Source organism: Arthrobacter sp. T2-23, from assembly GCF_055398325.1.
In genome coordinates, this window is record NZ_AP027917.1 from 2,435,243 (window position 1) to 2,448,913 (window position 13,671).

The window sequence follows — 13,671 nt, forward strand, 5'->3', positions numbered from 1 at the left end:
CCGAAATTAACTGACGGCTCTTCCCAGAAATAAGTCGATCACGGCCGGGGTGACCTGCTGAGCGAACTCCTCAAAAAATCCATGCCTGCCTCCGGGATAGACCTGCAGGCGCGCAGCTGGAATCCGGGCAGCAAGGAGGCGGGCATTCTGCACGGGCGTCATCAGATCATCCTCCCCATGCAGGACCAGCGTCGGGGCAGTAATCGAGGGTAAGAGGTCCCAGGCGTCGTGGCGCCTGCTCGCCTTGCGGTGCGCTGCCAGTTCCTGCGGAGTCATCGAAGCATCACCGAGCAGGACACTTTCCTCGGGTGAATGTGGCCAGGCCGGGGTGTAGAACAGCTCATGCAGAACCTTGAGCCGGTCAGCCGGAGACGACCGGGCGAGTTCCGCAATGACCTCTTGGGCGCGCCCGGCAGCGTTCGGTCCGCCAGGCGTCGTACACGCAAGGACCAGGGCAGTCACACGCTCCGGGTAATGGGCCGCGATCATTTGGCCGACCCGCCCGCCCATTGAGGTCCCATAAACGAAGGCACTGGAGATGCCGGCGCGATCAAGTATTTCCACAGCATCGGCCGCGAAACTCTCCGTGGTCCACGCAGCGACGGGTCCGCGGCTTGAGCCTGTTCCTCGGTAATCCATCGTGATGGTCTGGAAATCGGACTCAAAGGCGCTCCGAGGGCCGTCCCACCAGACGTGGGAATTCGCTTGTCCCTGCAGCAGCAAGAGGGCCGGCAAGCCGGCGGCACCGCCCACCTGCACTGCAAGGTAAAAGCCGTCCCTGGTCTGACAGGCATATTCTGTGAGCAACCCTCGGCTTCCCTCTCGATCTGGAGCGCGGTCGTTTTCCGGCGGACGGACGCGTCGCAGCGTGCCGGGCCTCCCGATGCCACCGCTCGTTTCTCGGTGTGCGGCTAGCCGAGGCTCTCGAACACCATGGTTGCCTGGATGCGGTCACCGCCGCCGAGTCCCTTGCGGCCGCTGCTAGCGGTGGTTGGAGCCAACGCTACTCGACGTTGCCCAGTGTCACCGCAAGCTCAGCAGTACGCCCGCGTGCATGCCCGCTGCCCCGCCCCGCATTCGCCCTGAGAGGAACCCCGTTCACTCCCAGCATCCGGACGTAAACTGGCCTCCAAATCACGCGCGCCAAACAGCGCGTGCAGCAGCGTGAAAGTGGAGACCGGATGCTCTGGAAACTGCTCGTCGAATACCTGAGGCCGCAGCGGCGGCTGCTGCTCGCCGTCGTCGTCTTCCAGCTGGCGGCCTCCATCGCCTCGCTGTACCTGCCCACCCTGAACGCGGACATCATCGACCAGGGTGTGGCGCGAGGGGACACGGACTACATCATGCGCACCGGCGGCGTGATGCTGATGGTCACGCTGCTGCAGATAGCCTGCACCATCGCCGCCGTCTACTTCGGCGCGAAGGCCGCGATGGCGCTGGGCCGGGACGTGCGCGGCGCGATCTTCACCCGGGTGGCGGAGTTCTCCGAGCAGGAAGTGACCCGGTTCGGCGCGCCCAGCCTGATTACCCGCTCCACCAACGACGTCCAGCAGGTCCAGCAGTTGGTGCTGATGTCCGCCACGCTGATGGTCACCGCGCCCATGCTGAGCATCGGCGGCGTCATCATGGCGGTGCGGCAGGACGTGCAGCTGTCTTGGCTGATCGCGGTCAGCGTGCCGGTACTGCTCATCGCCGTCGGCCTGATCGTCACCCGGATGGTGCCGCTGTTCCGGCTGATGCAGACCCGGATCGACACGGTGAACCGGGTGCTGCGCGAACAGCTCACGGGCATCCGCGTGGTCCGCGCCTTCGTCCGGGAGGACATCGAGGCCGCCCGCTTCGGCCGCGCCAACGAGGACGTCACGGACACCGCGCTGCGCGCCGGCCGGCTGATGGCGCTCGCGTTCCCCACCGTGATGCTGGTGCTCAACGTCTCCTCCGTGGCCGTGATCTGGTTCGGCGCGTTCCGGATCGAGGACGGCTCCATGCAGGTGGGCACCATGATCGCGTTCCTGAGCTACCTGATGCAGATCCTGATGTCCGTCATGATGGCCACCTTCATGGCGATCATGATCCCGCGCGCCGCCGTCTCCGCGGACCGGATCGGCGCGGTGCTGGGCACCGAATCCAGCGTCCGGCCGCCGGAGTACCCGGTCAGCCTCGCCGGTGCAGCCCGCGGCGAACTGGAGATGCGCGACGTCGGATTCGCCTACCCGGGTGCCGAGGCGCCCGTCCTCTCCGACGTGGATTTCACCGCCCGCGCGGGGCAGACGACGGCGATCATCGGGTCCACCGGCTCCGGCAAGACCACCCTGGTGAACCTGATGCCGCGGCTCTTCGACGCCACCTCCGGTTCGGTCCGGATCGACGGCGTGGACGTGCGCGAGCTGCACCCGGACCTGCTCTGGGGCCACATCGGTCTGGTCCCGCAGAAGCCCTACCTGTTCTCCGGCACGGTCCGCAGCAACCTGCTCTACGGCAAACCCGACGCCACCGAGGACGAACTTTGGCGCGCGCTGTCTATCGCGCAGGCGGAGGATTTTGTCCGGGAGATGGAGGGCGGGCTGGACGCGCCCATCTCGCAGGGCGGCACCAACGTCTCCGGCGGGCAGCGGCAGCGGATCGCGATTGCCCGGGCGCTGGTGAAACGGCCCGAGCTCTACATCTTTGACGACTCGTTCTCCTCGTTGGACACCGCCACGGATGCGCGGCTGCGGCAGGCGCTCCGGCAGCATACCGCCGGCGCGACCCTGGTGATCATCGCCCAGCGGGTGTCCAGCATCGCGGATGCGGACCAGATTTTGGTGCTCGACGACGGCCGGATCGTCGCGCACGGCACGCACGAGGAGCTGCTGGAGACCTCGCCGACGTACAACGAGATTGTGAATTCCCAGCTCGCGGCGGAGGAGGCGGTATGAGCAAGGTCGAGTCCCGGACGCCCGGCGCCCCCGCTGGTGCCGGCCCTGGTGGAGGAGCGGGCGCCGCTAAGGACGCGCCGCTGCGCATTCCCCGTCCGGCCGGCGGGCCCGGCCGCGGCGGCCCGTTCGCCGGAATGAACATCCCCGCGGAGAAGGCGATGAACTTCGGCCCCTCCGCCCGGCGGCTGCTGGGCGAACTCCGCCCCGAGCGGATCTGGCTGACGCTGGTACTGGCCCTCGCCGTCGTGAGCGTAACGCTGTCCGTGATCGGGCCGCGGCTGTTGGGCGAGGGCACCAACCTGATCTTCGCCGGCGTCGTGTCCAAGCAGCTGCCCGCCGGGGTGAGCAAGGCCCAGCTGATCGCGCAGCTGCGGGCCGCGGGGGAGAACCAAAAGGCGGACATGCTGGGCGCCATGGCGCTGACGCCCGGGACCGGGATCGACTTCGCCGCTCTGTCCTCCGTGCTGCTGTGGGCGCTGGTGCTGTATGTGCTGGCGTCGTCGTTTATGTGGATGCAGGCATATCTCCTCAACGGCGTGGTGCAGCGCACCGTGTACCGGCTGCGCGAGCGGATCGAGGCGAAGATCAACCGCCTGCCGCTGCGCTACTTCGACACCGTGCAGCGCGGCGAGCTGCTCAGCCGGGTGACCAACGACGTCGACAACATCTCCCAGAGCCTGCAGCAGTCCATCAGCCAGGCGGTGACCTCGCTGCTGACCGTGGCCGGGGTGCTGGTGATGATGGTGATCCTGTCGCCGACGCTGGCCATCATCGCCCTGGTCACCATTCCGCTGACCCTGGTGACGACGGCGGTGATCGCCAAGCGCTCGCAGAAGCTGTTCGTGGCGCAGTGGAAGAACACCGGCGAGCTGAACGGCCAGATCGAGGAGACCTACACCGGGCACGCGCTGGTGAAGGTCTTCGGCCGGCAGCGCGAGGTGGAGGAGCGGTTCCGGCAGAAGAACGTGGAGCTGTATCAGGCCAGCTTCGGCGCGCAGTTCATTTCCGGGCTGATCATGCCGGCCATGACGTTCATCGGGAACCTGGTCTACGTGGGGATCGCCGTGGTGGGCGGGCTGCAGGTGGCGTCCGGGGCGATGCAGCTGGGCGACGTGCAGGCGTTCATCCAGTACTCGCGGCAGTTCACCCAGCCGCTGGCCCAGCTCGGCTCGATGGCGAACCTGCTGCAGTCCGGGGTGGCGTCGGCGGAGCGGGTGTTCGAGCTGCTGGACACCGAGGAGCAGTCGCCGGATCCGGTGCCAGCTCAGGCGCCCGACGGCGGGCGGGGCCGGCTGGTCTTCGAGAACGTGTCCTTCGCGTATTCGCCGGACAAGCCGCTGATTTCTGACTTGAGCCTAGTGGCGGAGCCGGGGCAGACGGTCGCGATTGTGGGCCCGACCGGGGCGGGCAAGACCACGCTGGTGAACCTGATGATGCGCTTCTACGAGCTCGACGCCGGTCGGATCACGCTCGACGGCGTGGAGGTGGCCGCGATGTCCCGGCACGAGCTGCGCTCGCGGATGGGCATGGTGCTGCAGGACACCTGGCTGTTCGGCGGGACCATCCGGGACAACATCGCCTACGGCCGGCCGGATGCTTCCGAGGCGGAGATCCTGGAGGCGGCGAGGGCGACGTATGTGGACAGGTTCGTGAAGTCCCTGCCGCAGGGCTACGACACCGTGCTCGACGACGAAGGTGCCAACGTCTCGGCGGGGGAGAAGCAGCTGCTGACCATCGCCCGGGCGTTCCTGGCCCGCCCGTCGGTGCTGATCCTGGACGAGGCGACGAGCTCGGTGGATACGCGGACCGAGGTGCTGGTGCAGAAGGCCATGAGCGCGCTGCGCTCGGACCGGACGTCATTCGTCATTGCCCACCGGCTGTCCACCATCCGCGACGCCGACCTCATCCTGGTGATGGAGGCCGGCCAGATCGTGGAGCAGGGTACGCATGCTTCACTGCTGGAGGCCGGCGGGGCGTACGCGCGGCTGTACGAGGCGCAGTTCGCGGCGCCGGTGGCGGAGGTTTGAGGAAAGGGCTCCCCGCAGCCGCAGAAGGCACGCCCTACAACCGGTGCGGGTCCTCGGCGTACATCTGCAGCCGGATCTCCAGCGCTTCGGTCATGTGGTGGGCGGCGATGTCGCCCGCCACAGTCGAGTCGCCGGCGTCGATAGCCGCAACCAGGGCCTCGTAGTCGGCCAGCACCGCGTCCCAGCGGCCCGGGTGGGTGAGGGTGGTCAGGCTGTAGCGGCGCACCTGCTGGTCCAGACCGGTCAGCAGCCGCATGAGGGACGGGCTGTGGGCCGCGGACCAGATCAGGCCGTGGAACTCCCGGTTGGCCTCGGCCAGCGCCGGCCCGTCCGACGGATCGAGCACGCGCATGCCCTGGTACTTTGACCGCAGCAACCGGACGTCCAGGTCCGTGCGCTTCCGCGCCGCCTTGGCCGCGGCGGCCTCCTCCAGCACGATGCGGGATTCGTAGATGTCCACGATCTCTTCGGCCGTATGGGTCCGGACCGCCAGCACCTTCCCGCGGCGCTCCAGCAGGCCATCCTGCTCCAGCCGCTGCAACGCCTCGCGGATCGGGGTGCGGGACGCGCCGTACCGCTCCGTCAGCTTGACCTCGGTGAGGGTCTCCTCCGGCGTGATCGCCGAGCTCAGGATGTCCTCCCGCAGGCGGCTGTAAACCGACTTCTCCAACACCACACACGCTCCTCGCCGGGCCCGGACCTGGCGTCCACGGGCAATTATCCGGGTTCCCATTACCCAGCTCGCAGTATACATTTGCATTCAATCGCGGCGCCGGAGCCCGGCGGCCGCGTTCAGCACCACCGAAGGAGCATCCATGCCCGCCGAGATCCTGCTGGTCCACGGAAGCATGCTCGGCGCATGGTGCTGGGAGGAGACCATCGCCGAGCTCGCCGCCCTGGGCACGGAGGCTGCCGCGTTTGACCTTCCCGGCCACGGAAATGACGAAACCCCGCGCGGCTCGGTGACCGTGGCCGACTACGTTGCCGCCGTCGTCGAGCGCCTGGACGCTGCCCCGGGGCCCGTGGTCCTCGCCGGGCACAGCATGGCCGGGTACCCGATCGCGGCCGCGGCCATGAAGCGCCCGGACAAGGTCCGGCACCTGGTCTATTTCAGCGCCCAGGCCCGCAAACCCGGCCAGTCCTGGGCGGACACCCTGGACCCCGCCATCCGCGAGACCTACGAGCGGGAAGCCGCGGCGCGGGGGGACGGCAGTTACGTAGTTCCCGAAACTGTGGTGGCCTCCCGCTGGCTCTCCTCGCTGGACCGGGAGGACCCCGCGGTCCGGGCCATCCGATCTCGGCTCACCCCGCAGCCCGCCGGGCCGCTCTTCGAACCATGGACCCTGACCGCCGGTGCCCTGGACGGCGTCCCCGTGACCTACCTCTGGCCCGAGGAGGACCGGCAGAACACCGAACGGCGAATGCGCATGTCCCTGTCCAATCTCCCTGCCGCCACCCGGCTGGTCACCATCAGCGGCGACCACTGCGCCATGCTGACCAACCCGAAGGTCGCCGCGGCAGCCCTCCACGACGTCGCCGCCGGGTACCGAAACTAGGCACCCGACGGCGGTGACGGCAACGGCTCAGGCGACTGAGCCGGCCCTCCTGCCGAACACCGCGCCGGCCGCGAGGCCGCTGCCGCCCGGGTAGTTGCCGCTGAACAACCCGCCCAGCGCTTCGCCGCAGGCCAGCAAGCCCGGGACGGGGGCGCCGTCGTTGTTCAAGACGCGCCCGAAGGTGTCCGTCTTCAGCCCGCCGAACGTGAAGGTCACCCCGCACGTGACGGGGAAGGCGTAAAACGGAGCCGTCTCCAGCGCCAACGCCCAGTTGCTCTTGGGCGGCACCACGGCCGCCGCCCTCCTGTCCTTGACGTTGGGGTCGAACGCCCGGCCGGTATCGATGGCGGCGTTGTAGCCGGCAACCGTGCGTTCCAGCCCCGCCGGGTCGATGCCCGCACGCTCGGCCAGGGTGGCCAGGTCATCGGAGACGATGACCGAGACGCCGGGCATCTCGTACTCCTCGGCGCGGAGCATGGGCCGGGTGGTGGCGTCGAACAGCTGGTACGCCACGGCTCCGGGCTGCTGCAGAATGTCCCGGCCGTAACGGGCGTAGGTGTAGTTGCGGAAGTCGGCGCCCTCGTCCACGAAGCGCTCGCCCGCCTGGTTCACCACGATGCCCAGCGGGTATCCGCCGCGGGTGAGCTGGTTGGTCAGCTCGTAGTTGCTCTCGTTCTCCGCGACCCCGGCGTCCCAGGCGACGCTGTGGCAGGTGGACCAGTCCCCGCCCTGCGCCGCGCCCGCGTCCAGGGCCGAGCGGATCATCTCGCCGGTGTTCCCCGGGGTGCCGCGGACCTTCGCGTTCTGCCAGCCCTCGCCAAGGTAGCGGCGCCGCATCTCGGGGTTGGCCTCGAAGCCGCCGGAGGCCAGGATGACGGAACCGGCCCGCACCTCTTTCTCCACGCCGTCGCCGTCGCGGAACCTCGCGCCCACAACGCGCTCATCCTCGACGATCAGCCCCGTCGCGGCGTGGCCGTAGCGGACGCCGACGCCGGCGCGTTCGGCCGCCGCCGCGTGGTCCTCCATCAGGCCCTTGCCGCCGCCGACGTTGCCGATGTGCAGGCCGCCCCAGAACAGGAACGATCCGTCCGGCCGGCTGTAGGCCTGGCGTTCGTACATCAGCCGGTACTTCAGCCCCTGCCGCTGCAGCCAGCGCAGGGTCCCGTGGCTCTCCTCCACCAGCACCCGGGAAAGCTCGGGATCGTTACGTCCGCCCGAGACTTTGTCCAGGTCCGCCAGGTAGTCCTCCTGCGTGTACGGCGGGAGCTCGGTGACGGTGTGCCGCTCGTCGGGTTCGACGACGTCGGCCAGGTCTTCCAGCCCGCCGTGCGGGATGCGGGTGGCGCCCGCGGTGTAATAGCTGTTGCCGCCGGCGCGGTCCTTCTCCGCCTTCTCCAGCAGCAGCACCGAGCGGCCGTTTTCGGCCGCGGCCAGTGCCGCCGTGAATCCGGCGTTGCCGCCGCCTACCACCAGAACGTCGACGTTCTCGATCATTGTTTAGCTCCTGTCTATGAATGGATACGAATGTATACAACAGAATGCAAAGTGACAATAGGGTGCTGGAAGATGACGCGAACGGCGCCTTGAGCGTTGGGGAAACGCAGCAGGGAGCCCGACCGTATCCCGGTTGGGCTCCCTGCTGATCCAGTCGCGCCGCCGCTATGGGCGCGCTGTGGTCAGTTGGTTTTGGCGATGAAGACGTCGCACGGTGCGTTGTGGGCGACCGTGTTGGCCACGCTGCCCAGAACCCTTCCCAGACCCTGCATTCGGCGGTTTCCCACGACGATGATCTTCGCTTCGAGGCGTTCGGCCTCGCTGACGAGGACCTCGTGGGGCTTCCCATGCGCGGCGGTGTACGTGGTGGAGACGCCCGATGCGCCCAGCAGCAATGCCACGCGCTGCGCCACCTTGTGGGCCTGCTCCGAGTCGGAGACTGTCCAGTCCTCGCCCGCGATCTCCACCACCTCGGTCTTGTCGCTGGCGTACGCGGTGACCACGTTGAGGGTGGCGCCCATGGCCTGGGCCAGGTCCGCCGCGGTACGTGCTGCCTTCATGGCTGTTTCTGATCCGTCGACGCCGACGATGACAATGCCTGACACTGGTCGATCTCCTTCGTTAGTTCCTCATGGCTGTGCTCCCGGTGCCCCGCGGGCACCGGGTGACGTGCGTGGGTCTTACGGCGCAGGGATCTCCTGGGCGTCGATGTACATCTCGATCCGGATGTTCTTGGCAACTTCCAGGTGGGCACTGGCGATCTTGCCGGCCCGCTCCGCGTCGCGGTCGCGGATGGCGGCCACCAGTTCCTCGTGTTCCTTCAGCACCTGGTTCCAGCGGGCCGGCGTGGCCAGGGTGGTGCCGGGGTAGCGGATGAAGTGGACCAGGATGCGGTCCAGCAGATCCAGCAGTGCGGCGCTGTGGCTCGCTGCCCAGATGCGCTCGTGGAAGGTGCGGTTCACGGCGGCCAGCTGGGCCGCAGTGGCCTCCTCGAACTTCAGGTCCACCATGCTCTGGTGGGCGCGTTCGATCAGCATCAGGTCCATGTCCGTGTGCCGCAGAGCTGCCGTCTTGGCGGCGGCTTCCTCCAGGAAAGAGCGCACCTCGTAGAGGTCCAGCATCTCCTCGGGCCGGTACTCCCGGACCTGCATCCGGGAGCCGATCCGCTCCACGAGGCCCTCGGTTTCCAGGCGGCGCAGGGCTTCCCGGATAGGGGTACGGGACACGTTGTATTTCTTGGCGAGTGCGGTCTCCACCAGCTGGGCCTTTGGCGGGAACTCCTGGGCAATGATCGCGTTGCGAATCATCAGGTACGGACTCATGAGTGCCGGATTGCTCATCGCTGGTCTCCTCCTTGTGGCAGCAGCTGTTGTGAACATCAGGCGGTCCTGATTCAACTCAACATACAGTCGCAGGCCATTTTAACACACGGTATACATTCTCCGCGTTCGGTCGACACGGAAGGAGCGCCGTCCCCGGCTTTATGTCACGGTTCGGTAACGGGTGTGTGCCAACACACATTTTTGTTGCTCGCTTCTCTCAAACGGTATACATTCGAGCGAAAGCGAGGACAGTTTTCCAAAACTGTACCGAAAGTGTTTCAAAGATCGACCGGTACCAACGACGGTACGCAGGCACCATTGAGGAGAAACCATGACCAGCCCCACCGGCACGGTCCAACTGGGGGAATCGGACTCCCCACGAACGTCAGTAATTCAGGTCCCGGCCGCCCTGGTCCGCGGCGGGACCAGCAAGTGCTGGATCTTCCGCCAGAGCGACCTGCCGGCGGACACCGCGGACATCGAACGCCTGCTGATCCGCACCTTCGGCTCACCGGACCTCCGCCAGATCGACGGCGTCGGCGGCGCATCCTCCACCACGAGCAAGGCGATCATCGTCGATGACCTCGGCTCGGCCGACGGCGTGGTGAACTACTGCTTCGCCCAGGTGGCCATCGACAACCCCTCGGTGGAATGGGACAGCAACTGCGGCAACTGCGCCACCGGCCTGGGCCTGTACGCGCTGCACGCCCGGCTGGCGACACCGGCCGACGGAGTCTCCCGGGTCACGATCGTCAACACGGTCACCGGACTCAGCCTGGTCTGCGAGGTTCCCACCCCCGGCGGCGAGGTCCCCACCTACGGCGCCCGGCAGATCCCGGGGCAGTATTACCCGGGCGTGCCGGTGGACATAATCTTCGAGAGCAGCAGCTGGACCAGTTTCGAGACGGAGCTGCCCACCGGCAACCCCATCGACGAGGTCACCGTGCAGGGGCGCACCTTCCACGCCACCCTGATCGACGCCGGCGCGCCGGCCGCGATCTTTGATCCCCGCGACTTCGGCTTCACCGGCCGGGAAAGCGCGGAAGAACTCGAGCAGCTGGTCGACCTGGCGCCCGCGCTGCGGGCCGCGGCCGCGAAAGTCATGGGCATCCCCAGCCACCTGACTTCCATTCCCAAAGTCGGCATCGTCGGGCCGCCGCCGGCCGGAGAAACCGGGGTCTCCGCGCGGATGATCTCCATGGGCGCCCTGCACCCGGCCATCGGCCTGACCAGCGCGGTGGCCATCGCCGCCGCCTCCGGCCGCGCGGGGTCCGTCGTCGCGAACGCCGCGGTGGCCCGGCCGGACCACGGCGGCGAAAACAGTTTGGCGATCCATCTTCTGAACGGCGCGACCAGGACGGCACTGGACGCAGCGGTTCCCACCAAGGTCGCATTCCAACGGTCCGCCAGGGTCATCAGCGAAGGAACAGTGCTCGTCCCCGGCGACTGACCGGGCGGCAGGCTTACATTCACAAGGACGTGTCATGAAAATCAGCATCCAGAATTTGCAGCTCAAGTACGGCGATTTCGTCGCCATCGAGAACCTCAACCTAGATATCGGAGACGGCGAGGCCCTGGTTCTCCTGGGTCAGTCCGGCTGCGGCAAGACCAGCACTATGCGCTGCCTTGCCGGCCTGGAAGAACCCAGCTCCGGCCGGATCATCATCGACGACGTCGTGGTGTTCGATTCGGAAAAGGGCATCAACCTGCCGCCGAACAAGCGCAACGTCGGCATGGTCTTCCAGTCCTACGCAGTGTGGCCGCACATGACGGTCTTCCAGAACGTCGCGTACTCCCTGAAGCTGCAGCGGCTCTCCAAGGCCGAAACGCAGGACCGGGTGATGGAAGTGCTCACTATGGTGGGCCTGGAAAAGTTCGCGGACCGCGGCGCCAGCCTCCTCAGCGGCGGCCAGATGCAGCGCGTGGCCCTGGCCCGCAGCCTGGTGATGCGCCCCAGCGTCCTGATGCTCGACGAACCGCTCTCCAACCTGGACGCCCGGCTCCGCGACCGCCTCCGCGTGGAACTCCGCGAGATCCAGCTGCGCCTCGGCCTGACCTGCGTTTACGTCACCCACGACCAGCACGAGGCCTTCGCCCTGGCGGACCGCATCGCCCTGCTCCAGGGCGGAAAGATCGTCCAGATCGGCGGCCCGCGGGAAATGTACGAGACCCCGGCCAGCGCCTCGATCGCCCACTTCCTGGGTGTCTCCAACGTCATGGACTGCGAATCGGTGCCCGCCCCGGACGGCTCAGCCACCGCCAAGGTTGCCCACCACGGCCTCACCATCCACTCCGCCCAGCGCGCTGCCGCGGCGCCGCAGCAGATGAAGGTCTGCATGCGCGCCGAAGACCTCCAGATCAGCTCCCGGCCCACGACGGCGCCCAACGCCTGGCAGGGCAAAGTCATGGTGGCCGGCTTCCAGGGCAACGACGTGCGCTACGCCGTCGAACTGGAGGGCGGGCTGGAACTGGACGCCCTCGGCACCATCAAGCGGGGCGAACAGCACGAGGTGGGCGACTCGGTCTGGGTCAGCATCGACCCCTCGCAGGTCCAGATCCTCCCGGCGGAGGTGCTGGTATGAGCCTCAAGACTCCGCTGGCGGACCCCGTCGTCACGGCCAGCCCCGTCCCCGTCGCCTCCCGCGGCACCAAGGCGCTGGGGAACCTGCGCAAGAGCACCCCCGCCATGATCATCATCGCGATCCTGGCCGTCCTGGTCCTCCTGCCGCTGGCCCTGGTGCTGCTGGCGGCGTTCTCCGACGCCGTTCCCCGCCCGGGCAACATCTCCCTGGGCGGGCTGACGCTGGACAACCTGATCCTTCTGGCCAGCCCGGAAGCCCTGGGGGCGCTCGGCAACTCGCTCATGGTGGGCGCCGGGTCGGCCGTGGTGGCACTGGTCATCGGGGCGTTCATGGCCTTCGTCTGTGCCCGCACCGACGCGCCGCTGCGGAAGTTCATCTTCTTCATCGGCATGGCCCCGATGTTCATCCCGGCGCTCGTCGGTGCCCTGGCCTGGTCGCTGCTGTCCTCCCCGAGCGCCGGCTACCTGAACATCCTGCTCCGTGACCTCGGCATCGACTTCATCATCAACATCTACAGCCTGCCGGGGCTGATCTTCGTACTCGGGATCTTCTACGCCCCGTACGCGTTCCTGCTCATGCACAGCTCGCTGTCCATGATGAACGCCGACCTCGAAGAGGCCGCCACGGTCCATGGGGCCACCCTGAAGACCATGCTGCGCACCGTCACGCTGCCGCTGGCACTGCCGGCCGTCCTCGGCTCCGCGATCCTGGTCTTCGCCCTGACCATGGAGAACTTCCCGGTGGCGCAGGTGATCGGCAATCCGGCCGGCATCGACACCCTGCCCACCTACATTTACCGCCTGATGAGCGCGACGCCGGCCAAGAGCAACCAGGCGGCCAGCATCGCGATCGTCCTGACGGCTGCCCTGCTGATCATCACCGTGATCCAGCAGCGCATCATCAACAAGCGCAAGTTCACCACGGTGACCGGCAAGGGCAACCGGCCGCGCCAGGTCCCGCTGCGGAAGCTGCGCTGGCCGTTCACCATCATCGCGCTCGCCTATTTCGCCGTCGCCGTCGTCCTCCCGATGCTCGCGCTGCTGGCAGCGTCCATGCAGGCCACCCCGTTCGTGGCGTCCATCTCCCAGCTCTTTGAGACCGGGGCGATGAGCTTCGCCAAGCTCGCCGACGTGCTCGGCTCCCACGATTTCCAGCTGGCGCTGCGCAACAGCGTGATGGTGGCCCTCCTCGCCGCGATCGCCGGCACCACACTGAGCTTCATCGCCTCCTACGTCCGCTACCGGACCAAATCGCGCCTCGGCCAGCTGATCGAGCTGATCGCCATGACGCCGCTGGCGGTTCCCGCCATCGTTATGGGCATCGGCCTCCTCTGGACCTGGCTGCTGCTGCCGGTTCCGGTCTACGGAACGCTGGCCATCCTGGCGATCGCCTGCGTGGCGGTCTTCCTGCCGCAGGGTTACCGGGGCATCTCGGCGTCGATGCTGCAGATGGACCAGGACCTGGAGGACAGCGCCGTTATGCTCGGCGCCCGGCGGGCCAAGGCGATCGTCTCGGTCACCCTCCCGCTGATGCGCGTCGGCATCACGTCCTCGTTCCTGCTGTTCCTCATGCTCTCCATGCGTGAGCTCAGCGCCTCGATCTTCCTCTTCACCTCCAACACCCGGATCCTCTCGATCCTGGTGTTCGACAACTTCGACAACGGGCAGAGCCAGGCCGCCGCGGCCGTCAGCGTTCTGTACATCGTCGTGATCGCCGTGCTGGCGGTGATCGCCCAGAAGGTGGGCGCCGACCGCAAGCTCGGTGCCAAGTAA

General features: G+C 67.5%; 11 protein-coding genes. 6 read left to right on the top strand and 5 right to left on the bottom strand.

The window, feature by feature from the left end:
• Window positions 1–6: 6 nt before the first annotated feature.
• Window positions 7–807: an alpha/beta fold hydrolase gene (locus ACZ5Z0_RS11270; RefSeq protein ID WP_464108501.1), complete on the bottom strand. Its 801-nt coding sequence runs from the start codon at window positions 805–807 to the stop codon at window positions 7–9.
• Window positions 808–1,181: 374 nt separating this feature from the next.
• Between ACZ5Z0_RS11270 and ACZ5Z0_RS11275 the strand changes: the two genes are divergently transcribed.
• Both ACZ5Z0_RS11275 and ACZ5Z0_RS11280 read left to right on the top strand, forming a co-directional pair.
• Window positions 1,182–2,918 (top strand): ABC transporter ATP-binding protein, encoded by a 1,737-nt coding sequence (locus ACZ5Z0_RS11275; protein WP_464108502.1) that lies wholly within the window; start codon window positions 1,182–1,184, stop codon window positions 2,916–2,918.
• Entirely contained in the window at window positions 2,915–4,945 is a 2,031-nt protein-coding gene (locus ACZ5Z0_RS11280; RefSeq protein ID WP_464108503.1) for an ABC transporter ATP-binding protein, read from the top strand. Before ACZ5Z0_RS11275 ends, ACZ5Z0_RS11280 begins: the two co-directional genes overlap by 4 nt.
• A 34-nt stretch (window positions 4,946–4,979) precedes the next feature.
• Here the strand turns inward: ACZ5Z0_RS11280 and ACZ5Z0_RS11285 are convergent, their stop codons facing one another.
• Complete coding sequence (locus tag ACZ5Z0_RS11285; protein ID WP_464108504.1) at window positions 4,980–5,621, bottom strand: GntR family transcriptional regulator; 642 nt, start codon at window positions 5,619–5,621, stop codon at window positions 4,980–4,982.
• 139 nt (window positions 5,622–5,760) lie between these two features.
• Between ACZ5Z0_RS11285 and ACZ5Z0_RS11290 the strand changes: the two genes are divergently transcribed.
• Entirely contained in the window at window positions 5,761–6,501 is a 741-nt protein-coding gene (locus ACZ5Z0_RS11290) for an alpha/beta fold hydrolase (RefSeq protein WP_464108505.1), read from the top strand.
• Between the two features lie 27 nt (window positions 6,502–6,528).
• On the opposite strand, the gene tcuA is transcribed toward ACZ5Z0_RS11290, so the two are convergent.
• The 3 genes from tcuA to ACZ5Z0_RS11305 all read right to left on the bottom strand — a co-directional run bounded on the left by tcuA (window position 6,529) and on the right by ACZ5Z0_RS11305 (window position 9,335).
• Complete coding sequence (gene tcuA, locus ACZ5Z0_RS11295) at window positions 6,529–7,995, bottom strand: FAD-dependent tricarballylate dehydrogenase TcuA (protein WP_464108506.1); 1,467 nt, start codon at window positions 7,993–7,995, stop codon at window positions 6,529–6,531.
• 182 nt (window positions 7,996–8,177) lie between these two features.
• A complete protein-coding gene (locus ACZ5Z0_RS11300) occupies window positions 8,178–8,600 on the bottom strand; it encodes a universal stress protein (protein ID WP_464108507.1) in 423 nt (140 codons plus the stop codon).
• Window positions 8,601–8,675: 75 nt separating this feature from the next.
• Window positions 8,676–9,335: a GntR family transcriptional regulator gene (locus ACZ5Z0_RS11305; protein ID WP_261382569.1), complete on the bottom strand. Its 660-nt coding sequence runs from the start codon at window positions 9,333–9,335 to the stop codon at window positions 8,676–8,678.
• A 313-nt stretch (window positions 9,336–9,648) separates the two neighbouring features.
• On the opposite strand from ACZ5Z0_RS11305, the gene ACZ5Z0_RS11310 reads away from it, so the two are divergent.
• From ACZ5Z0_RS11310 to ACZ5Z0_RS11320, 3 genes are read left to right on the top strand one after another with little or no spacing between them, the layout of a single operon-like run.
• The gene (locus ACZ5Z0_RS11310) at window positions 9,649–10,767 is read left to right on the top strand and encodes a PrpF domain-containing protein (protein ID WP_464108508.1); all 1,119 of its coding nucleotides are present in this window, start codon (window positions 9,649–9,651) and stop codon (window positions 10,765–10,767) included.
• A 34-nt stretch (window positions 10,768–10,801) separates the two neighbouring features.
• Window positions 10,802–11,899: an ABC transporter ATP-binding protein gene (locus ACZ5Z0_RS11315; protein ID WP_464108509.1), complete on the top strand. Its 1,098-nt coding sequence runs from the start codon at window positions 10,802–10,804 to the stop codon at window positions 11,897–11,899.
• Complete coding sequence (locus tag ACZ5Z0_RS11320; protein ID WP_464108510.1) at window positions 11,896–13,671, top strand: ABC transporter permease; 1,776 nt, start codon at window positions 11,896–11,898, stop codon at window positions 13,669–13,671. The genes ACZ5Z0_RS11315 and ACZ5Z0_RS11320 overlap by 4 nt, the downstream gene beginning before the upstream one ends.